This is a genomic window from Fibrella aestuarina BUZ 2 (genome assembly GCF_000331105.1).
GTDB classification, from domain to species: Bacteria; Bacteroidota; Bacteroidia; order Cytophagales; family Spirosomataceae; genus Fibrella; species Fibrella aestuarina.
Genome location: NC_020054.1, coordinates 6,030,483 through 6,052,980, shown reverse-complemented (window position 1 = coordinate 6,052,980; position 22,498 = coordinate 6,030,483). Strand labels below are relative to the sequence as shown.

19 protein-coding genes are annotated in these 22,498 nt (G+C 55.7%); 15 read left to right on the top strand and 4 right to left on the bottom strand.

The features are described from left to right. Positions 1–122: 122 nt before the first annotated feature. Positions 123–698 (top strand): hypothetical protein, encoded by a 576-nt coding sequence (locus tag FAES_RS25045; protein ID WP_015333999.1) that lies wholly within the window; start codon positions 123–125, stop codon positions 696–698. A 128-nt stretch (positions 699–826) separates the two neighbouring features. After that, the gene (locus tag FAES_RS25040; RefSeq protein ID WP_148289445.1) at positions 827–2,554 is read left to right on the top strand and encodes a GMC oxidoreductase; all 1,728 of its coding nucleotides are present in this window, start codon (positions 827–829) and stop codon (positions 2,552–2,554) included. Between the two features lie 22 nt (positions 2,555–2,576). Here FAES_RS25040 and FAES_RS25035 read toward each other — a convergent pair whose 3' ends face one another. Then, positions 2,577–3,509, bottom strand: a complete 933-nt coding sequence (locus FAES_RS25035) for a PhzF family protein (protein ID WP_015333997.1) — start codon at positions 3,507–3,509, stop codon at positions 2,577–2,579. A 146-nt stretch (positions 3,510–3,655) separates the two neighbouring features. On the opposite strand from FAES_RS25035, the gene FAES_RS25030 reads away from it, so the two are divergent. The 8 genes from FAES_RS25030 to FAES_RS24995 all read left to right on the top strand — a co-directional run bounded on the left by FAES_RS25030 (position 3,656) and on the right by FAES_RS24995 (position 12,063). Beyond that, complete coding sequence (locus FAES_RS25030; RefSeq protein ID WP_015333996.1) at positions 3,656–4,102, top strand: SRPBCC family protein; 447 nt, start codon at positions 3,656–3,658, stop codon at positions 4,100–4,102. 114 nt (positions 4,103–4,216) lie between these two features. Further along, a complete protein-coding gene (locus FAES_RS25025) occupies positions 4,217–4,786 on the top strand; it encodes a (2Fe-2S)-binding protein (protein WP_015333995.1) in 570 nt (189 codons plus the stop codon). Positions 4,787–4,867: 81 nt separating this feature from the next. Continuing rightward, positions 4,868–7,258 (top strand): xanthine dehydrogenase family protein molybdopterin-binding subunit, encoded by a 2,391-nt coding sequence (locus tag FAES_RS25020; RefSeq protein ID WP_015333994.1) that lies wholly within the window; start codon positions 4,868–4,870, stop codon positions 7,256–7,258. A gap of 115 nt (positions 7,259–7,373) precedes the next feature. Further along, positions 7,374–8,174: an FAD binding domain-containing protein gene (locus FAES_RS25015; RefSeq protein WP_015333993.1), complete on the top strand. Its 801-nt coding sequence runs from the start codon at positions 7,374–7,376 to the stop codon at positions 8,172–8,174. A 135-nt stretch (positions 8,175–8,309) separates the two neighbouring features. Beyond that, a complete protein-coding gene (locus FAES_RS25010) occupies positions 8,310–9,248 on the top strand; it encodes an AAA family ATPase (protein WP_015333992.1) in 939 nt (312 codons plus the stop codon). Between the two features lie 184 nt (positions 9,249–9,432). Further along, on the top strand, positions 9,433–11,103 hold the full coding sequence (locus tag FAES_RS25005) for a DUF262 domain-containing protein (RefSeq protein WP_015333991.1): 1,671 nt from the start codon (positions 9,433–9,435) through the stop codon (positions 11,101–11,103). 236 nt (positions 11,104–11,339) lie between these two features. Continuing rightward, the gene (locus FAES_RS25000) at positions 11,340–11,750 is read left to right on the top strand and encodes a GNAT family N-acetyltransferase (protein WP_015333990.1); all 411 of its coding nucleotides are present in this window, start codon (positions 11,340–11,342) and stop codon (positions 11,748–11,750) included. Positions 11,751–11,880: 130 nt separating this feature from the next. Continuing rightward, positions 11,881–12,063: a hypothetical protein gene (locus FAES_RS24995; protein WP_015333989.1), complete on the top strand. Its 183-nt coding sequence runs from the start codon at positions 11,881–11,883 to the stop codon at positions 12,061–12,063. On the opposite strand, the gene FAES_RS24990 is transcribed toward FAES_RS24995, so the two are convergent. After that, positions 12,064–13,485 carry a C1 family peptidase gene (locus tag FAES_RS24990; protein ID WP_015333988.1) on the bottom strand — a complete coding sequence of 474 codons (1,422 nt, stop codon included), beginning with the start codon at positions 13,483–13,485 and terminating at the stop codon, positions 12,064–12,066. A gap of 108 nt (positions 13,486–13,593) precedes the next feature. Beyond that, a complete protein-coding gene (locus FAES_RS24985; protein WP_015333987.1) occupies positions 13,594–14,796 on the bottom strand; it encodes a hypothetical protein in 1,203 nt (400 codons plus the stop codon). A gap of 187 nt (positions 14,797–14,983) precedes the next feature. Between FAES_RS24985 and FAES_RS24980 the strand changes: the two genes are divergently transcribed. Continuing rightward, positions 14,984–16,990 (top strand): tetratricopeptide repeat protein, encoded by a 2,007-nt coding sequence (locus FAES_RS24980; RefSeq protein WP_015333986.1) that lies wholly within the window; start codon positions 14,984–14,986, stop codon positions 16,988–16,990. Between the two features lie 161 nt (positions 16,991–17,151). Then, the gene (locus tag FAES_RS24975) at positions 17,152–18,273 is read left to right on the top strand and encodes a vWA domain-containing protein (protein ID WP_015333985.1); all 1,122 of its coding nucleotides are present in this window, start codon (positions 17,152–17,154) and stop codon (positions 18,271–18,273) included. 115 nt (positions 18,274–18,388) lie between these two features. Here FAES_RS24975 and FAES_RS24970 read toward each other — a convergent pair whose 3' ends face one another. Next, positions 18,389–19,036: a peptidoglycan DD-metalloendopeptidase family protein gene (locus FAES_RS24970; protein ID WP_229364531.1), complete on the bottom strand. Its 648-nt coding sequence runs from the start codon at positions 19,034–19,036 to the stop codon at positions 18,389–18,391. A gap of 188 nt (positions 19,037–19,224) precedes the next feature. On the opposite strand from FAES_RS24970, the gene FAES_RS24965 reads away from it, so the two are divergent. From FAES_RS24965 to FAES_RS24955, 3 genes are all read left to right on the top strand, one after another. After that, complete coding sequence (locus tag FAES_RS24965; protein ID WP_041258379.1) at positions 19,225–20,079, top strand: SDR family oxidoreductase; 855 nt, start codon at positions 19,225–19,227, stop codon at positions 20,077–20,079. Positions 20,080–20,105: 26 nt separating this feature from the next. Continuing rightward, entirely contained in the window at positions 20,106–20,969 is an 864-nt protein-coding gene (locus FAES_RS24960) for an SDR family oxidoreductase (protein WP_015333982.1), read from the top strand. Positions 20,970–21,155: 186 nt separating this feature from the next. Beyond that, entirely contained in the window at positions 21,156–22,457 is a 1,302-nt protein-coding gene (locus tag FAES_RS24955; RefSeq protein WP_015333981.1) for a sialidase family protein, read from the top strand. Positions 22,458–22,498 lie beyond the last annotated feature (41 nt).

Here is a 22,498-nt window from a genome sequence, read left to right as displayed (position 1 = left end):
CTGTCTGGCTGTTGGTTAGCCGGCTTAAATTCTGCTTAAGTCATTGCGATCCTGCAACTTTTCGTCCACCTTGCCGTCTGAGTACTTGAGTAAAAAGTACACGTACTAAACCGTCAAAAACCATGAAAAGATTACTGCCAGTGCTGACTCTGCTGCTTGGGTTGCTCGTTGCCATTAACGCCCCTGCTCAGGACGATAAACCGAAGAAAGAGAAGGCCAAGAAAGAAAAGGCCGATAAGAAGGCCGAGAAAGAAGACAAGAAGGAGGCTAAGGCGGATAAGAAAGAAGCCAAAGCCGACAAGAAAAAGGCGAAAGCCGAAGGCGACCCCGTGGCGGCCAGCGTAGCCAAGGAAGAAAAGAAAGCCGCTAAAGCCGAGAAAAAGGCTGAAAAGGAAGAGAAGAAGACCCAGAAAGAAGAAAAGAAAATGGCCAAAGCGGCCGATAAAGCCGACGGCATGACCAAAGCCGACAAAACGGGCAAAAAAGACAAAGAACTACTGGCTGATAAGGCGGATAAAAAGGCGGCCAAATCAATGGCAAAGGCCGAAACCAAAGCCACGCCCGCCGACTATAAGGCCCCTGTTGATCGCTCGATGAAAGGCCCGAATGGCGAACCGGTAATGACTGGCCCGCGCGGTGGTAAATATTACATCAATAAGAACGGCAACAAGACGTACCTGAGCAGCCTGCGCGACTAAGCCGTTCTGGCTCAGTAGAAAAACGGTTCAGCTAGACTATGCCCTGTTTCGGCAATGTCTGGCTGAACCGTTTCGTTTTGATCATTAGACATTGGTTAGTCGCCTCTTTTGACCCAAACCCCACCGCTATGTCTGCTTCGCCCGCTCCTCCGTTTGCTCAACGTACCCACGCGGCCAATCGGTACGACGCCATCGTGATCGGCTCGGGAATCAGCGGTGGCTGGGCCGCCAAAGAGCTTACGCAGAAAGGCCTGCGCGTGCTGCTGCTCGAACGCGGCCGACCCATCGAACACATCAACGATTACAAAACCGCGCTGACACCGAGTTGGGAGATGCCGCACCGGGGGCGTAAAACGGTCGCTGAAGCCGACGCCTACCGCCTTACGTCGCGCAACTATGGCGTCGACGAATACAACAAAGGATTTTACGTCAGCGAAATCGATAGCCCCTATGTCCAGACGCAGAACGAAGATTTCGTGTGGGCGCGGGGGCATCAGGTCGGTGGGCGGTCGCTGACGTGGGGGCGGCAGTGTTACCGCTGGAGCGACCTCGACTTTGGCGATAACCTCCGCGACGGTCACGGTGTTGACTGGCCCATCCGCTACAAAGACATCGAACCGTGGTATACCTACGTGGAGAAATTCGTGGGCATCAGCGGGTCGAAGGAAGGGCTGCCGCACCTGCCCGACAGCCCCGAATTCTTGCCCCCGATGGCGATGAACTGCGTGGAGAAACACGCCGCCATGCAGATCGCCAAAACCTATGCCGATCGCCGGCTCATCATCGGGCGCGTGGCTAACCTGACGGCGCCCAAGCTGGGGCGCGGCCCCTGCCAGTTTCGGAACGCCTGCGACCGGGGTTGTCCGTTTGGGGGGTATTTCAGCAGCAACGCCGCTACCCTGCCGGTAGCCGCCGCCACGGGCCGCCTTACGCTGCGCCCTTACAGCATCGTGACGCGGTTGCTGTATGACGACGCCAAAAAACGGGCGACGGGCGTAGAGGTGCTCGACGCCGAAACGGGTGCCATGCATGCCTACCAGGCCCGGCTGATCTTCGTGAACGCCAGCACGATTTCGACCACGATGATCCTGCAACAGTCAACCTCGCCGCGTTTTCCCAACGGCCTGGGTAATGATTCGGACCAACTGGGCCGCAACCTGGTGACGCACTCGAAAATCAGCGTGGGTGGCCGCTACGACGGTTTTCTGGACCAGTACACCTACGGTCGCCGCGCCAACGGCATCTACGTCCCCCGCTTTCGGAACGTCACTCAGCAGCATGCCGATTTCCGGCGCGGCTACAACTATCAGGGTGGAGGGAGTCGTCCGCGCATCGACGTGAATACACCCGTCGACGGGCAGGCTTTCGGCGCGGCCTGGAAAGATTCCCTGCCGTACCCTGCCGACCATTGGAGCCTCGGGCTGACGGCTTTCGGCGAGATGCTGCCCGACCCCAACAACCGCGTTCGGCCTAGCGCCACAGTCCGCGACAAGTGGGGCCTGGCCGTGCCCGAAATTGATTTTAACTGGTCGGCCAACGACTACGCCATGATGGCCGATGCCGTGCGCGAAGGCCGCACCATGCTCGAGCAGATCGGTTGTCAACAGATCACGTCCGATCCGCCCCGCGCCATCCGCTCGACGGTGCACGAAATGGGGACGGCGCGCATGGGCCGCGACCCCAAAACGTCGGTGCTGAACGCCCATAACCAGGTCCACGCCTGCACGAATGTGTTTGTTACCGACGGGGCCAGCATGGCGTCGGCCTCCTGCGTAAACCCGTCGCTCACCTACATGGCCCTCACCGCCCGCGCCGTCGATCACGCCGTCCGGGAAATGAAACGGGGGGTGTTGTAAACCCGTCAAACCTTATAGGTCTTTAAAGACCTATAAGGTTTGACAGCGTCCACTCGCCCGCTGCGACATACTGCACCTGCCCACCAACCTGTAAGTCATACGTACCTGGCTCGACGATGGAGCCCGCGAGTTCCAGCAACGACGGTCGGCCAACTTCGTAGCCTTGCTCGACACGTACCTGAACGGCACCATCTCCGTAAATGCCGTTTTTGAGCAGATAGGCCAGCAGGCACGAACCCGCGCTGCCCGTAGCCGGGTCTTCGGCTACCTTACCCTGCTCAAAGCAGAACATCCGCGCTGTTAGCTGATTGTGAGGAGCATACGTTTCCTGGCTGACTACGTACAGCGAAGTATGAAGCCGGTCTGGACTGTTGGTTTTGTGCAATTGATGCCGCAGCAACCACGCCTCGAATGTACCCACATCCAGCCGAACCCGGCGTAGTGCGTCCAGCGAACGCAGCGGCACAATCACGTAATTCAGCCCGGTACTTACCCACTCGATCGCCCACCCGTCATCGATCGTATCGGGCGGCAGGTTGAGCAATTGCGCCACGTCAGCAGGTGCGTAGGTCGGGCCGAAACGGGGTTGGGCGGCGGTGAGCCAGGGCGTGTCGCCTTCCCAACGTACCCGGATCGGCCCCACGCCCAGTTGCAACGTCAGCGGCACCGGCCCGGTCTGAAGCAGGCGGTTGGCAATCACCCACGACGTACCCAGCGTGGGGTGCCCTGCGAAAGGCACTTCGTATTCCGGCGTAAAAATGCGCACATCGAACCCCGCTTCGAGCGAGCCGCCCGTGATGAAAGTCGTCTCCTGAAAGTTAATCTCGCGGGCCATCGCTTGCATGGCTTTGGTCGCTAAAGCCGTCGCCCGCCGGGCATCGAATACGGCCAGTTGATTGCCCTGATATGGGGCAGCGGCAAAGACATCGACCAGATAAAAGGGGAGTGTGTGCATGGGCTACGAAGACCAGAAGTTGGTGGCAAGTCCGTTCACTATCGTTTATGAAAGTATATTACTGGTTATCGAAAAATTATAATTAAATAATTGCATATTTATACCTTTTACAGCCAAGAGCGGCCTTTACCCTTTTTTACATACGTATGCAACTTACTGGTTCCCATGTTGTCAACGCGCCCGTGCAAACCATTTGGGCTATGTTGATGGATACCGACGTGCTGGCGCAGATTGTGCCCGCCGTGTCGCGCCTCGAAAAGGTCGCTGAAAACGAGTACAAAGCCATCGCCGAGATCAAGCTGGGACCCGTCAGTGGGTCGTTTTCGGGGTCGCTGTCCCTGGCCGACATCCGCGAAAATGAAGGCTATACGCTGCTGGTAAAGCAGAACAGCAAAATCGGCAACGCCGACGCCACCGTGAACATGGCGCTCAAACCGGTCGGCGATAACCAGACCGAAGTATCATTCGATGGCAACGCCCGATTGTCGGGCCTGTTGGCCCGTACGGGTCAGCGCGTCATCTCCGGCGTAGCCACCACCCTGACGAAGCAATTCTTCGAAAACTTGGAAGGCGCCGTAGCGAATGCACAATAACCAATGCACAATGCACAAGGGCTTCGTCTGGACCTGAGCGAGGCCCTTGTGCATTGTTCCGCCATTGTACATCATCCATTATTCATTGTCCATTAGAATAATCCCTTATTCCTCATGAAGATAGAAGTAACCGTGAACGGTAAAGTCCGGAAAGCGGACGTCGACGACCGGACGTTGCTGGTCGATTTTCTGCGCGAACACCTGCGCCTGACAGGCACCCACGTTGGCTGCGATACCTCGTCGTGTGGAGCCTGTACGGTGCACCTGGATGGGGCTGCCGTGAAGAGTTGTACCCTGCTGGCGGCGCAGGTCGATGGGTGCGCCGTCACCACGATCGAAGGCCTGGCCATCCAGGATAGCCCGACCACCACGCAACTGCACCCGTTGCAGGAAGGCTTCAAAGAATGCCACGGCCTGCAATGCGGTTTCTGCACGCCCGGCATGATTATGACCGCGGCGGATTTGCTCAAACGCAACCCCAACCCCTCGGAACACGAGATCCGCGAGGCACTCGAGGGGAACATCTGCCGCTGCACCGGCTACCACAACATCGTGAAGTCGATCCAATGGGCCGCTACGCATGGCACTAAACCGGAGCCCAATCAGCAGGAAGAGCCGGTCATCGCCGACGAGCATCTGTTCACCAATGACGTAACAACCGGCGAGGTTGTCGAAACACATTGAAACTAGGGTCATTGATGGTCAGTAGTGGTCATTCATTGTAAAAACAGCGAATGGCCATTACTGACCACCAATGATCACCTAATGACATTTCCCAAAACCATGAGCAATAAATTCATTGGCCAGTCGGTGAAGCGGCTGGAAGACAAGCGATTCGTGACCGGCAAAGGCCGGTATACCGACGATATTGTGCTGCCTGGGATGCTGCATGCCCACTTCGTCCGGAGCCCCTACGCCCATGCCCGCGTGGTGAGCATCGACAGCTCGGAAGCCGCCGCCATGGAAGGGGTCGTGGCTATTTTCACCGGCGACGACGTGAAAGACGTCAACGGGGTGCCTTGTGGCTGGCAGGTGAACTTCCGCAACGGCGAGACCATGCGCGAGCCCAAGCACCCGCTACTGGTGGGCACGGGCGACACCGTCAAACACGCGGGTGACCCGGTCGCTGTTATCATTGCCGAAAGCAGGGCCATTGCCACCGATGCCGCCGAGTCGGTGATTGTCGAGTGGGACGAACTGCCCGCCGTGGCCAATCCAGCCGAGGCGCTCAGGCCCGACGCACCCAAAGTGCACGAGCAGTTCCCGGATAACGTAGCTTTCGACTGGACCTTTGGTAACCCCATCGAAGAAGTCGATGCCGCCATGGAAACGGCTGCGCACACGACCACGCTCGAATTTGTGAACCAGCGGGTAGTGCCCAACGCGATGGAACCCCGCGCCTACATCGGGTCTTACGACGAGGTGTCGGACAAATACACGCTCTACACCTCGACCCAGAATCCGCACCTGATCCGGCTGCTGATGTGCGCTTTCGTGCTGGGCATTCCCGAACACAAAGTGCGCGTGCTGGGCCCCGACGTGGGCGGTGGTTTCGGCTCAAAAATTTACCATTATACCGAAGAAGCGCTCGTAACCTGGGCATCGAAACAACTCGGGCAGCCCGTCAAATGGACGTCGGATCGGTCGGAGGCGTTTTTGATGGATGCACACGGCCGCGACCACGTGACCAAAGCCGAAATGGGCTTCGACGCGGAGGGAAACATCGTGGGACTACGCATCAAAACCGTCGCCAACATGGGCGCGTACCTGTCGACGTTTGCGCCGGCCGTACCCACGTACCTGCACGGCACGCTGTTGCAGGGCCTGTATACCACGCCCAAGATCAACATCGACATGACCTGCGTGTTCACGCATACCGTGGCGGTGGATGCCTACCGGGGCGCGGGCCGGCCCGAGGCAACGTACCTGCTCGAACGCCTGATCGATCTGGCCGCGCTCGAAATGGGCAAAGACCCGGCTCAGCTTCGGTTCCAGAACTTCATTCCGCCCTTCGACGGTGTGGAGCAACCGGGTTATCAGACGCAGGTGGCGCTTCAGTACGATTCGGGCAACTACGCCCCCGTTCTGCAGCGCGGCCTCGACATGCTGGGCTACGACGACTTCCGGAAAGCCCAGAAAGAAGCGGCTAACAACGGCAAACTGCTCGGCGTTGGTTTCTCGACCTACGTGGAAGCTTGCGGCATTGCGCCCTCGGCGGTGGTCGGTGCGTTGGGTGCCCGGGCCGGTCTCTATGAATCGGCGCAGGTGCGGGTGCAGCCCACGGGTAAGGTGAGTGTGTTTACCGGCTCGCACTCGCACGGGCAGGGGCACGAAACCACGTTCGTGCAGGTGGTGGCCGATAAACTCGGTATCCCGATGGAAGACGTCGATCTGGTGCATGGCGACTCCGACGCGCTGGCGTTTGGCATGGGTACGTATGGCTCGCGCTCGCTGGCGGTGGGTGGTTCGGCCATCATGAAGAGCATCGACAAGGTGCTGGAAAAAGGCGCCAAGATCGCGGCCCACAAGCTCGAATGCGCCGAGGGCGACCTTGAGTACGCCGAAGGCAAATGGACGGTGAAAGGCACCGACAAGAGCATCGGGTTCGGCGACGTGGCCCTGACTGCCTACGTACCCCACGTGTACCCCGCTGGTCTGGAACCCGGCCTCGATTTCTCCAGCTTCTATGATCCGGCTAACTTCACGTACCCGTTTGGTTGTCACATCGCTGTGGTGGAGGTCGATAAAGAAACCGGCAAAGTCGATCTGAAACGCATGATCGCCGTCGACGACGTCGGGAACGTGATCAACCCGATGATAGTGGAAGGGCAGATCCATGGCGGTCTGGCGCAGGGGATCGGACAGGCGTTGCTGGAAGGCACGATTTACGACGAGAACGCCCAGCTCACCAACGGCTCCTACATGGACTACTGCATGCCCCGCGCCGACGACCTGCCGATGTTTGAAACTGACCGACAGGAAACTCCCTGCCCGCACAATCCGCTGGGTGTCAAAGGCGCGGGCGAAGCGGGAGCCATCGGGTCCACGCCCGCCGTGGTCAACGCCGTCATCGACGCCCTCTGGAGTGGTGGTCATCAGGTCAAAGACATCCTGATGCCGCTAACCCCCGAACGCGTCTGGCGAGCCATGAATTGATGAAACGTCATTATGTGGTCATTCGTAGTCATTGATTGTCATTCGTTGTAAAAAACAATTAATGACCATCAATGACTACGAATGACCACATAATGACCATAAATGACTTTTCCCCATGATAACATACCCTTTCCAATATAAACGGGCTAACAGCGTGGCCGATGCGGTGGCGCTGCTGGCCGATGGCGGCAAAGCCCTGTCGGGTGGACACAGCCTCATCCCCGCCATGAAACTCCGCCTCAACGCCCCCGACACGCTGGTCGATGTGGGGCGTCTTGAGGAACTCAAAGGCATCTCGGTCGATGGCAACGAACTTGTGATCGGGGCGGGCACCACCCACGGTGCCATTGCAAGCTCGCCATTGGTGCAACAACACCTACCCATGTTTGCCGACGGGGCGAGCCATATCGGCGATCCGGCGGTGCGCAACCGGGGCACTATCGGCGGTTCTCTTGCCCACGCCGACCCCTCGGCCGACTGGCCCGCGATGGTCATTGCCGCTGACGCCACGCTGGTGTTGCAGGGGCCGTCGGGCAGCCGGTCGGTGAAAGCCGAGCAGTTTTTTACGGGGCTGTTCAGCACGGCGCTGCACGAAAACGAACTGATCACGCAGGTACGTGTCCCCATCCAGGCGGGCGCGAAAATGACGTACCAGAAGTTTTCTCAACCCGCTTCCCGCTACGCCATTGTGGGGTGTGCCGTGGTCAAACAGGCCGACGGTAGCCTGCGCGTGGCGTTTTCGGGCGTGTCGGAAGCACCCTTCCGCGACAAAGCTGCTGAAGAGAAACTGAAGGCCGGGCAGGAGGCCGATGCCGCCACCGGCGTGTCGATCATGTCGGACCATTACGCCTCCGAAGAATACCGGAAGCACCTGGCCAACGTGTACCTCAAACGGGCGATGCAAGCCGTTAATTGACAACTAGAACGTGGATGAAACAGATAGAGTGGATTTGCACGGATTTTGGCATTGCATGGGTCAGTAAGCCAGGCGTATCCTAAAAATCCGTGCAAATCCAGCTATCCGTGTCATCTGCGTTCCCATCTTTATCCCATGCCGCAACACACCCGCGAATCCATTCAGACATTGCTCGAAAACCAGGGCTATCAGACCGATCCACAGATCGTCATGTCGGTCTTTCTGGCCCTGCGGCTCAACAAGCCGCTGCTGATTGAAGGGCCGGCGGGCGTGGGGAAAACTGAGATTGCCAAGGTAATGGCGCGGGCGCTGAACACCGACCTGATCCGACTTCAGTGCTACGAAGGGCTCGACGCCAACCACGCCCTGTATGAATGGAATTACCAGCGGCAGCTCCTGCACCTGAAGCTGCTGGAACTGAACGGGGCGATCACCACCCCGCCAGCGGATCAAACCGAGGCATCAGGTACGTTGCCCGCACTGGAAGAGACGCTGTTTTCGGATACGTTTTTGCTCAAACGCCCGCTGTTGCAGGCCATCACACACCCGAAAGCCCCCGTCCTGCTGATCGACGAAGTAGACCGGGCCGACGAAGATTTTGAGAGTTTCCTGCTCGAACTGCTGTCCGACTGGCAGATTACCATTCCCGAAATCGGCACTATCCGGGCCACGCACATCCCCCACGTCGTCGTGACGGGCAACCGCGTTCGCGAATTGTCGGAAGCGCTGCGCCGCCGCTGCCTGTACCTCTACATCGACTATCCCGATTACGACAAGGAACTGAGCATCATCCTGGCCAAAGTTCCCGACATCGACGAGGCGTTGGCCCGGCCCATCACGGCGTTCATGCAGGCGGTGCGGTCGCTGCGGCTCGAAAAAACGCCCGGCATTGCCGAAACCCTCGATTGGGCCATGGCCCTCGCCGCCCTCCACATCGACCATCTCGACAAAGCCATCATCGAACAAACGCTGGGTGTTATGCTGAAGGACTGGAAAGACATGCGGCAGGTGCAGCTATCGCTCAGCGAGTTGTACGAAAAAGCCGGTATCGTCTCAAAGTGGGAAAGCTTGTGACTGTACAAGGAAAATGCACTGCATAGTTTTAGCATTTAGTTTGCTTTTATTTTGTTTGCTACATGGCTCGTGTACATATTTGTAATATAGGTCTATTGCTAAACTGCAAATAAGACAGCTTCTACTGTAGGAGGACTTTACGGACCAATTCACTCATTAATAAGAAAGATAAAATAAGCTAAACATGTCATTTCAAACTCCAATTACAATTAGAGAAGCGGTCGAAAATATACATAGTAGAAAATATTTTTTGCCAGCAATCCAAAGAGAGTTTGTGTGGAAACCAGAGCGAATCGAAAGGCTATTTGATAGTATTATGCAAGGATTTCCCATTAATTCGTTTTTGTTTTGGCAAGTAAAATATGAAAATAGATATGACTATCAATTCTACGAGTTTATTAAAGATTACACTGAAGAAATTGGCGAGCATAATGAAAAAGCTAATTTGGCTAGTTTGAACGGTGACTTCACTGCAATTTTAGATGGACAGCAGAGGTTGACTAGTTTTTATATTGGTTTGATGGGTAGTTATGGGGAGCGATATTACAAAACTAGGAAAGGTGTAAAGGCTAATTATTTTAAACGTGAATTATATTTAAATATATCATCGCTTTCAAATGATGAATCAGGTAAATATCAATTTCAGTTTTTGACCAAAGATAAAGCAGATGTTAGGGGGGATGATATGTTTTGGTATAAAGTTTCTGATATATTGAAAATAAATGATTTGACTGATATTAATAATTATATACATGAAAAACAATTGAATGCTAGTAAAGAACCATTTTCGATTTTATATAGGCTCTACGAAGCTGTAAACAAGACCCAGTTAATAAACTTCTTTTTAGAAAAATCAACCGAACTTGATAAAGTATTAAATATATTCATAAGGATTAATAGTGGCGGTGTGAATCTGAGTTATTCTGATATGCTGTTTTCTACAGCTGCAGCACAGTGGTTGAAAAAAGATGCCAGGGAGGAAATTAACCGCTTGTATGATGAGTTAAGAAGCTTAGGCTTTTGGGGCATAACAAAAGATTGGATACTAAAAGCATGTTTGTATCTTGCCGACATAAATGATATAAGATTTAAAGTAGATAATTTCAATAGAGTTAATATGAGTAAGATTGAAGATCAATGGGATATGATAAAAGTTTCATTATTAAGGACTGTAGCTCTAGCTAATAGGTTTGGTTTTGATTACAGTAATATTTATAGCTATAACGCTTTTTTGCCAATCGCATACTATTTACATAATTATCAACATGATCCATCTTTTAAGACATCTACGCACTACAGAGATAAGCGGGAAGAAATTTTGAAATGGATCAATATAACAATTTTAAAAAGGACGTTTAGCGGTCAAACAGACGCTCTATTGATATATTTTAGGAAATCAATTAAAGAAAAGAAAGATTTTGATTTTTCTTCTTTGAAGGATTCTGTGAAAAATACTTCGAGGAATTTATCGTTTAATTCAGAAGAAATCTCAAGCCTTTTGTGGACATCTTATGGAGATCGAGGAGTTTATAATTTACTTTCTGTTATATACGGAAATCCAGATTTTGATATTAAACCTCACCTTGATCATATTCATCCAAGGAATACTGTCTCTTATTCTTACTCTTCGAATACTGTAGTAAATCTTCAGCTTTTAGCTGGGCAAGAGAATATTGAAAAGCAAGATAAACCTTTCAATGAATGGTTGAAAATTAATTTCCCAGAGAATAGAAAACAAGTAGAATTTAAAGTCAGACATTTTATTCCTGAGTGTGATTTGTCTCCGGAGAATTTCAAAGAGTTTTCAGAACTAAGGCGACAATTATTAGAAAGTCGACTGAGGGAAATAGTTTAGAAGGATAATTTTTTTCAGATGTTGATTAGTTTGAGTTTTAAAAAATTCCTGAAATAGTAATTCTGTTATTCTATAGAGATGTTATTGTGGTTTTTATTTTTAGGTTCTTGGTCTTTGAGCTATATTCAACTGCTATGAGATTCAGTAATTAGATGCATTTACTATTCTATATTTATTTTAATATATGTCATTGTTTGCGGAGGAATTTAGAAAACATTTAATCCTGTTAGTTGTAGATGAGCATCATCCAACCCATCGCGCCCGAACAAACGTACCCACTGCGCCATGCCGTGCTTTGGCCCGATAAACCGTTCGACTTCGTGAAGGTCGATAATGACCACGAGGGGCATCATTACGGGGCGTTCCGCGATGGGGAGTTGGTCGCGGTGATTTCGTTGTTTGTAGCTGGCCCCGACGCGCGGTTTCGCAAGTTTGCCACCCGCCCCGACTGCCAGCGGCAGGGCGTGGGTACGTTGTTGCTGAACCACGTGATTGCGCAGGCCCGCGCGCTGGGGGCGAAAAGGCTCTGGTGCGATGCCCGCCTCGACGCCGCCGATTTTTACCGCCGGTTTGGCATGCAGGCCGTCAGCGATACCTTCTACAAAGGCCCCGTTCCGTATGCACGGTTTTCGCTGCCGTTGCCATAAAAAAAGGGGGCTCCTGTTGGCGACCTGCCTTGCAGGCGTTGGCGCCCGCAGCGCTCAATAATTATTCTTGGAAAGAGCGCGTTTTGCGGTACATTGAGGTGATTTCCGTTCATGTAACTACCTCATAATCATGATAAAATTAACATTCTCTGCGCTTTGTTTCCTATCGGTAGCCAGTAGCGCCTTCGCCCAGGTACACCGCGACGGTGGTGGTAACGAATCAACCGGCATCGACTTTTTGTCGCTCGGTATCGGCGTGGTAGTCGGCCTGGTCATCGGCTACCTGCTTGGTTCCCGGCGTAAGGCGGCGTAGTCAGGGTATGTGCTTCATGCTGACTAGTAGCGGTACGATCTGACCCCGGTGCTGGCTTTTCAGGAAAAAGCCCATTTTCTTGTCCTTGTAGTTGACCTGCTGATAGGGTACAAGCGCCGGCCCGAAAGCCGCCAACACCCGGTCGGGGAATGGGCCTTTTTGGGCATTGATCCGCCTGACGTAGCTGTCTACGTCGATGGCTCGCTCTGAAAACAGAAACAGCCAGTATTCGAGGCCCGTGTACCGGTCTAGCCGTAGCAGCCTGTCGTTGGGTAAATCCATGTGCGTGTTGGGGCCGATGAGTGGACTAAAGCCCGACTCGGGAAATAACTTGACGGCCACGCTATCGGCGGCATTGACCGTAATGAGGTAGAGGTAGGTTTGTTTGGATACGTCGGCACTGAACGAAAACGGCGTACCGGTCCGTTGCGGTTGCCTGACCGTGTAAGCCATTAGTTTTGTGCCTATCCGGGAGCGGTCGACGTCGACGGCCGTACCCGTCACGAACGTACCCAGCGAAATGGTCAGGTCCGCCGACAGGACAATGCTGCCGGGGTTGGTAACGGGTGGCACGTAGGCCTGAAAGCCGTACTTGGCATATTGCCCGAAATCGGCGTAGCTGATCCAGAAATAGCCCTTGTCGCCCCAACTGCTCCCCCAACTGTTAACGACTTTAAAGGCGCCTTCCTCAAACATGGCGTCGTCGTACCCCACCACGCACATGGCGTGGCCGAAACCCAGCGATGTCGATTTGCTGGGTTGCCAGCGTGAGAAGTCAGCCTGTGAGGCCGATTGACCCAGCCCCGTCTTTATACGCGAGAACAAACTGTTTCGGAACGCCAGGTCACGAATGGATGGCGTCGTTTGCACCCCAATCACCACGGGCGATTGCTCCGCAAGGGCTTTTCGGGTAGCGGCCACTTTGTCGTCGGGTACGTCGGCAAGGGCAAACAGCCGCACGTAGTCGAGCAGGCGCGAGTCGGGTCGGCTGGGTAGCGTCGTGGTTTGGCAGGCGGGATAGGGCTGCTGAGTCAGCGTAGGGAGTCCGTTTTTTTTCAGGTAGTCGAGGGCCCGGCTGATTTCGGCTCCCAATACGCAATCGGCATCGTTGGCATCCTTGATCTGGTTGTAAAGGTAGGCGGGCGAAAACCGTAGCCCGTTGATGGCGGCTTTGTTGGTGATCCCGCGCCGTTTGGCTTCGAGGATGGTGCGCAGGTAATAGCCAACCGATACGCCTACGCAGGTGTTGAATTTGCCCTGGTCGATCACGTCCGGTACGTAGGCCGACAAATCGACCCGCGACGGTAACACAGCCTGCCCCAATCGTTTTTGCGGCAGGCTGGTATAGCGGGCATCGTCGTTGGTCAGTCCCTGCGCCAGCAGGAGGGAGGGGAGCCCGGCGAGAAGTAGCAGTAGTTTCATAGCGATGTATGATCTATGATCAGCGGTACGATGCCCCGGAACAGGCCCGTACTCTACGGGCACCCCCCGGCTACCGTCGGCTGGACAGGTTACCAGCGTGTGCTTCCGCTAGTAATCTATCCAGTCTTCGCGGAGCGCAAAGCTTTTAATGGGTTTTGGGGCGGCCATATCCGCCTCTTTGCTCACGACCGAAATGACCTGTAGCGAGCTGATTGGCACAGGTGGGCTGGCGGAACCAGTGGCCGGTACGGGTACCAGTGGATTGCGTAGCTGGCTCAGGTACGTTCGCAACGGATACGATAGCGGCACCGTGTTGATCGCCAATGGGTCATCATAGCGCTCGTGACTCATAAACCGGCTTACGGCCACCGTTGCTTTATCGTCGCATAGGGCCAGCAGTTTTTTGGTCAGTTGAGCGCGTCGTAGTGAGTCGGGGTTCAACAGCAGGGCACTGAATAAGCCGCTCAGGGTTTCGTTGGCCAGCGGGTCAACCACCGTTGGCGGAGTCACGCTGCCCGGCTGACGCTGGCAGGGTTTTACTTCCAGCACGGGCTGTTGCCCAAAGGGCAGCTTGTACAACAGGTTATTCATCATCCCTGCCGTGTTCTCGACTAGAAACGGCCACGACACACGGGCCAGACTAGCCGAATCGACGGTGCTCAGGAGCAGGTTTTGAAAGGCCTGGTTGAAGCCAATCGTAAACACGGTTCCTGGCATCCCTTCACGAATCCACGCGAGTTGGGTCGGTAGGGAACTGCCCAGTTTTACCAGACCGCAGGGTTGCTGGAATAACCGCCGGACCACCTGTTTTCGTAGATCGGGCCCCACGCCAATACCACCCGCTACATACTTATCGTTGCGAATACGCTCGGTCGTGCAATCGGCGATAATGACCCGTAGCCGCGCTTTTTTGGCCATTAACCACGACTCGACGTCGCTCACAGCCAACCCCCGTTGCGCCACGTCGGTAAAGCGCCAGTTGGCAAACGAGTCGGCGGGGCGGGTGGGCATTAGGCCGAAACCTGAATAGTACAGCACGATCACGTCTTTGGGGCCGGTTTTGAGGTTTGCGAGTGTCTTTTTGAGCGCTACGCCGGTAAACGACTCCTTCGGCAGGTACGTGATCGCCATCGGGTAGCCCAGCCCCCATTCCACCGTTTTCATCACCTGCGTCATCAGTTCATCGTTCGCCAGGGTGACGAGTCCCAGCGCGCGGTCGTTCTGTTCAAGTGCATAAACGACGTGAAGTCGCTGCGCATTGGCCCCGAACGTACCCAGTAACGTTAATAACAGTAGAATTAAGTGACGCACAGCTAGTTATGAAGGGTGGATTTTGAGTAAATATAGTTAGTTGATAACCGGCTTAGATGGCGCGCAGGACTATATTTGTTAACACCCCACGTTAACCCTGAAAAAGCTTTAGGTTGGCTTTGCAGGCAAGCAAACGAGGGTAGGAGTACAACGGCCTTTTTCAGGTACGTATCGGGATAGACAGCCTATGAAACGATTCCTGTATCTCACGCTGGGTTACCTCTGGTGCCAGACTGCGCTGGCTCAGCGTAGCCTGTCGGATAGCCTGACCGCCCGCCTTGCCCAATCCATGCCCGACACGGCCCGCGTGGTCCTGCTCGATCAGTTAGGGCGCTCGTTGATGTATTCGCGACCTATCGTGGCGATGCAGTACGCACAGGAAGGGCTTCAACTGGCCGAACGAATTGAGTTCAAGCGGGGAAAGGCCCGTATCCTGAACCGGATTGGCACCATTCTGCGGTTGACGGGCAACTACGACAAAGCGCTGGAAACGCACCTGGCCGCCGGGCAGCTTGCCGAAGCCAACCACGATGACAATGCCCTGGCCCGCGCTTACAACAACATTGGCATCGTGTATTCTGAACGCAAGGATTCGCGCAAAGCCATCAGTTACTTCCAGAAGACCCGCGCGCTGGCCGACCAACTCGCCGACAATGACCTGAAGCGGACAGCCCTCTCGAATATCGGCTCCGACTATGCCTTTCTGAATCAACTGGACTCGGCGCTGGCCTACACCCGTAGCGCCTACGAGATCACCCGGCGGCTCAACGCCAGCGACGCCCAGATCGAGCTGATCAACTTGGGCAACATTTACAAACGCCTAGGCAGCTATGCGCTGGCCCTGACCTACTACCGGCAGAGTATTCCGGCGTCGGTGTCGGTTGAAAACAACAGCACCCTTAGCCAGACTTATCTGGAAATGGCCGAGGTCTTCCGGGCACAACAGCAACCCGACTCCGCCATTGTGTACGCTAAACGGGCGCTCGCTCTGGCCGAAGTGGCCAACCTGCCAGCCAATGTATTAAGTGCCAGCACCTTGCTGGCGAGCCTCCACGAGAAGGGCGCTCCTGAGCAGGCGTTGGCTTATCTGAAACGGGCCGCCGTGGCCAAAGACAGCCTGGAAAGCGCCGACAAAGCCCGCAATTTTCAGACGATTGAGTTCAACGAGCAGATGCGGCAGCAAGCGTCGCTACAGGCGCAGGAAGCCTACCGAACGCGGGTGATGCTCTACGTGCTGGTGGGCGCGCTGGCGGTGTTTATGCTGCTGGCCGTGCTGCTTTACCGCAACAACCGACAGAAACACCGGGTCAACCAGATGCTCCAGCAGCAGCGCGACGAGATCAACCACCAACGCGACAAAGCGGAAAAAGCGTTGGCCGACCTGACCATCACGCAGGCGCAGCTTATCCAGAAAGAAAAACTGGCTTCGTTGGGTGAACTGATGGCTGGTATCGCCCACGAGATCCAGAACCCACTCAATTTCGTCAACAACTTTGCGGAGGTGAGCACCGAACTGGTCGATGACTTAAAACAGGCCTCACTACCTCATCTGCCTGAAACCGAGCAGGGCTACACCGATGAACTCCTTGGCGATCTGAGCCAGAACCTGCAAAAAATCAGGCAACATGGTGGGCGAGCCAGCGCTATCGTGAAAGGCATGCTCGACCACTCGCGCATGAGTTCGGCCAACCGCCAGCCCACGAACCTCAACACGCTGGCTACCCAATACCTGCGGCTGGCGCAGGAAAGCCAGCAGGCAAACGGGAAGGCCATTCCGGTAACCGTGCAAACTGATTTCGACGCCACAATGAAAGACGTAAACGTAGCGACGCCCGACATCGGGCGGGTGCTGCTCAACCTCTACACCAACGCGTTCTATGCGGTGCAGGAGCGGGCCAAAACAAGCCCTGCCGACTACGTACCCACGCTTTCGGTCAGTACAAAACAAAATAATGGACACGTGCAGATCCGGGTAGCCGATAATGGGATAGGTATTGCTGAGACTGTACAAACAAAGATTTTCCAGCCGTTTTTTACCACTAAACCCACCGGCGAAGGCACCGGGCTGGGGCTGAGTCTGAGCTACGATATCATTACGAAAGCCCACGGTGGCACGCTCACTGTCGACAGCAAGCTGGGTGTAGGCTCTACGTTTTTGATTAGCTTGCCGGCAGCCGACGTAGTGAAAGCCTAACGGCCGTAATTCCCGTAGGGTAAAACCGAATTGGGAGCTTTTCGGCACCCGAATTACTACCGCGATCATTTTTTGTCAATCAACAGACGTACCTAACGTGAAATAAGGTTTAAGTTGCCCTTAGTTGACTGTCAGCACTGTTTCCGTAAGTCAAGTTACCTATGATCACGCGCCGAACCAGCCTATCGCACAACATCGTGGCCTTTTGCCGGTTCTTGCGGGCCAATGGCCTGGCGGTCGGGCCCGACGAAGCCGCTACGGCCCTGCTGGCGCTGGCGCAGGTGGATCTGGGCGAACGTACCCAGCTCTGGCTCGCCTTGCGGACGGTGTTGTGTCGGCGGGCGCAGGACCTGGATGCCTTCGACCGGCTGTTTGCGCAGTACTGGAAAGAGTTGGAAAAAGCCGTCGACTCGAAAACCAAAGACGGGGCCAACCCCCGGCAACGTACCCAGCCGAAGAAGGGCCCCGATTTCAATCAGCTCAAGGCGTGGCTGTACGGTAACAAGCCTACGGAAGAAACCACGCTGACGACCTATTCGACGCAGCAGAACCTGGCCCGGCAGGATTTCTCGGCCATCGCGCCCGACGACTTACAGGCCGTGATGCAGCACATCCGCGAACTGTCGCTGACGCTCGCCCGCCGGGCCAACCGGCGGCGGCAACGTACCCAGGCGGCCCGGCAACTAAACCTGCCCCGGACGCTACGAACGAACCTGCGGCGCGGAGGCGAACTGCTCGAACTGATCTACCAGAAGCCGCGCAAAAACCGGTTCAACGTGGTCATTCTGGCCGACGTAAGCCAGTCGATGGACCTATACAGCACCTTCCTGATCCAGTTTATGTATGCGTTCCAGTCGGTCTACCGGCGGATCGATACCTTCGTGTTCAGCACCGAATTGCACCGCGTTACGCAGTCGCTCAAAAATCGCCCTTTCGCCGAGGCCCTGCACCACTTGGCCGACACGGTGACGGGCTGGGGCGGCGGCACACGAATCGGGTATTCGCTCCAGCAGTTCGTCGAGAACCACCTGTCGCTGGTCAACAAACACACGCTGGTGTTGATCCTGAGCGACGGCTGGGACACCGATGACGCCACGCTGCTCACCGACGCCCTCACCAAACTGAAAAGCAAGGCTCACCGGCTGGTGTGGCTCAACCCGCTGGCGGGCAACCCCACTTTCCGCCCCGACACCGCCGCCATGCAGGCCGCTATGCCCCTGCTTGATGGGTTCCTGCCCGCCCACAACGCCAACAGCCTCCGCGCGTTGGGGAGGTGGTTGTGAATAGGTTTAAGGTTCAATGTCCAAAGTTCAAGGTTCAACGTGGCTGTCGCGTTAGTAATACGCTTGCGCCAGCCACGTTGAACCTTGAACTTTGGATATTGAACCTTAAACCCGCCTAGAGTCCCTCAATTCCCAGCCACTGATTCGGGTCGGGGCAGCGGGCGAGCCAGAGGGATCGCTCCGATGGTTTGCAGACGCCGGGGTAATCGCCGTGCAGGCCCAGCATGTCGTGCATCAGTTGGAAATGCAGGTGCGGCGGCCAGTCGCCATTTTCGGGGTAGGGACCCAATTCAGCCAGTTTGTCGCCCGCCCTGAACGGTTGCCCTTCCTGCAATCCGACCAGCGACGCCCGCGACAGATGGCCGTATAGGCTGTAGCGCGGAAAGCCCTCCGTCTGGTGTTCCAGGATGATTGTTGGGCCGTAGTCGGCGTATTGGGCGTTGTCGCGGAAGCTATGCACCACCCCATCAACCGGCGCGACGACAGCCGTACCGGCCTCGGCCCAAAAGTCGATGCCGAGGTGAATTTCGCGGGCTTCGTCGGTCGTGGGCGTGAAGTGCGGGCTGTTCCGGTACACGACCCGGTGCTCGTTATACCCCCCAACGCCCACTACGGCTCCGGCGGCGCGTAGCTTCCCGAACACATAGTCGTTGAACACGTCGATATTGGTCAGGTCAAGCGTAGTTAGATCGGGGTTGCTGGCCGAAAAGTCGAGGAGCAGGTACGGATCGCGAGAGAAGTTGAAGGGAAGCAGCGGCAACACAGTTGACAATAGATTTTTTGTTAAAGATGTTGACAAAAGATCTATTGTCAAACGACGCAGAGCTACCGATAAAATTGGGTTTAAGCGGAGTAGCCCACTATTTCGATAGATTTATCCAAACAACGCCTTCCGGTTTTCCATTATCGTTGTCAGATACGCAACCCGGCCGAGCCGGTAGACAACGACTTATGGACAGCTTCATTCCGCCACAGCATCAGGAACCGCAACCCGGCTCCAACGCCAAAATGGTGCCTGAGCCCAAATACATCCGGCATCAGTACAAGGGCGCCGATAAACTCAAAGACAAAGTGGCCCTCATCACGGGCGGCGATTCGGGTATTGGCCGCGCCGTGGCCATTCATTTCGCCCGCGAAGGGGCCGACGTGGCGATCGTTTACACGCCCGCCGAGGAAACCGATGCGCAACGCACCAAAGACCTGGTCGAAGCCGAAGGACGCGATTGCCTGCTGCTGAGCGGCGACCTGAAAGACCCTAAGTTCTGCGAGCAGGTCGTCGACGATACTGTGCTGCACTTCGGTAAACTCAACATCCTGGTCAACAACGCCGGTGTGCAGTACGTCCACGATCAGTTCGAGAAGATCAAGGATGAAGACCTGGTGAAAACCTACGAGACGAACATCTATTCGTTTTTCCGGGTGACGAAAGCCGCCGTGAAGCACCTACACGAGGGCGACGCCATCATCAACACGACGTCGATCACCGCCTACCAGGGTCGCGCCGATCTGATCGATTATTCATCGACCAAAGGCGCGATTATGACATTCACGCGGGCCCTGTCGAGCAATCTGGCCGAGAAGAAAATCCGGGTCAACGGCGTGGCGCCCGGCCCGATCTGGACCCCGCTGATTCCGTCGTCGATGGATTCGAAGATGGTTATGCAGTTTGGGAAGGACGTACCCATGAAACGCCCCGGTCAACCCGCCGAGGTGGCTCCCGCTTATGTCTTCCTCGCCTCCGACGACGCCTCGTACATAACCGGTGCCGTGCTACACCCCAACGGCGGCACGATTGTAAACGCTTAACCCTCGAAACGCCAACCACCCTCATCATGGATCAAATGGAAATCCCTACCCAGGCGCAGCATCAGGATGCACAGCCGGGTCTTGAATATGAAATGAACCCCCGCCCCATCTACATCCGGGACGACTACAAGGGGGCCGATAAACTGGTCGATAAAATTGCGCTCATCACGGGCGGCGACTCGGGTATTGGGCGCGCCATTTCGGTGCATTTCGCCCGCGAAGGGGCCGACCTAGCCATCTGCTACCATCCCCGCGAAGAGCAGGATGCGCAGGAAACCAAGCGGCTCGTAGAAGCCGAAGGGCGGCGTTGCCTGCTCATCCCCGGCGATCTGCGCAGCATTTCACACATCCGCGAGGCGGTGGGGAAAGTGCTCAGCACCTACAAACGCATCAACATTCTGGTCAACAACGCGGCGAACCACGTCGAGCAGAAGGAGTTCACGGGCATCTCCGACGAACAGATGAAGGCGACCTTCGAGCTGAATATCCTGGCGATGTTCCGGCTGACCAAAAACGTGTTGCCGCACATGAACGCCAACGATAGCATCATCAATACCACCTCGGTGGTGTCGTACCGGGGCAGCGAATCGCTGATCGACTACGCAGCCACCAAAGGCGCCGTTACGGCCTTCACCCGCTCGCTGTCGCAGAACATGGTCGATCGGGGCATTCGGGTTAACGCCGTCGCGCCCGGCCCGATCTGGACCCCGCTGATCGTCGCGACCAAATCACCCGAGGAAGTGGCTGAGTTTGGGAAAGACGTACCGCTGAAGCGCCCCGGCCAACCTGCTGAGCTAGCCCCCGCTTATGTGTTCCTGGCTTCGGAAGACGCCAGTTACTTCACCGGACAGGTTATCCACGTCAACGGCGGAGAAGTCGTGAATAGCTAAGGCCACTTTTAGTGCGTAGAAAGCGCCATCGGATTCGTCCGGTGGCGCTTTTTTAATAGGTAGTTATACTATTTCTACCCAACTTGATCGTTGAAGGCATTGACAATCAATAGTTAAATTATTGATTTGAAAGATTCTAAATAGTGTATACTTTTGCCCTTGAAATCACACGAACCAATCACGACCATGCGTTTTTTCTTGTCAATCGCGACGGCTCTGCTGCTGGCCAGCCCGGCTTTCTGTCGTCCCGGTAATCCGCTGGTGGCCGACGATACCCGCGCCGTAGCCCTCCCCGTGCTGACCCGGCTACCTGCCGGCAACGTTTTATTGTCCTGGACCGAAAAAGACCCCGACGGTAAACTATTCCTGTACACGGCCACATCGGCTGATAAAGGCAAAACCTTTTCCGAAAAAAACCTGGTTTATGCCGCTAACGGTATCGGCGCGAGCGCGCTGATGAAGCCACGCGTGCTGGCGAAGCCCAACGGCACGCTGGTAGCTGTGTTCACGCTACGTACCGAGTCGGCCCAGCCGACTGCGCCGGCCGCCGCACCGGCCGAAAACCATGCCGGTATGAACCACGGCGATCATCAGCCGGCAGCGGCCGCACCAGCGGCACCGGCTGCTGAAAAGCCCAGAGGCCGTCGCGCCCCGGCTACGACGCAGATCGTAACCTGCACCTCGACCGATCAGGGACGTACCTGGACGGAGCCCCAGCCCGTCGATTCTGACAAAACGCCTAACCTGCTGCGCGGTTTCTTCGACGCGACCGTGCTCAGCAACGGCGAAATTGCCATTGCGTACTTGAAAGACGTAGCGGGCAGCACCAAGCATGAAGAGCGCAACCTGCGGCTGGTGGTGAGCCAGAACGGGCAGTTTCAGCCTGAACGCATCATCGACCCCGTCGCCTGCGACTGCTGCAACATCAGCATGCTGGTGGATGCCAACGGAACGCTGAACATCTATTACCGGGACAACAACGACGACATCCGCGACATCTCGCGCCTGCAATCGACCGACAACGGCAAGACGTTTTCGGCCCCTAAAAACCTCTACGCCGATAACTGGAAGATCAACGGTTGCCCACACAGCGGCCCCAGCGCGGTGCGGCTTGGTAAATCGGCGCTGGTAGCCTGGTTCTCGGGTACCACCAGCAACACGGCGGGTGTACGGGTCGTCACGCAGGAAGGCGAGCGGCTGGCTGTGGTTGAAGATCCCTCCGCAAAAGGGGCCTCATTGGTTGAAGCACCGAACGGGGGCGTGTTACTGTGGCAGCAGGTACGTGGCGCGGGCGAAACCCCCACTACGGCCATTGCCTACCGTGTGGTTAACGCTAAAAAAGCCGCCGACATGCAATGGCTGGCTGGCTCGGAGCAGGGCCAGAATGCAAGCGGCCTCGTAGTGGGTGATCAACTGGTGGTGGCCTACGAACTGCGCCGCCCCGGCAAACCCAACGCCCTTCAGTTGGGCTATGCGAGCGTGAAATAAGCGGGCGTTGCGTCCGCTCAGACAACCGTGGTCATTGGCCG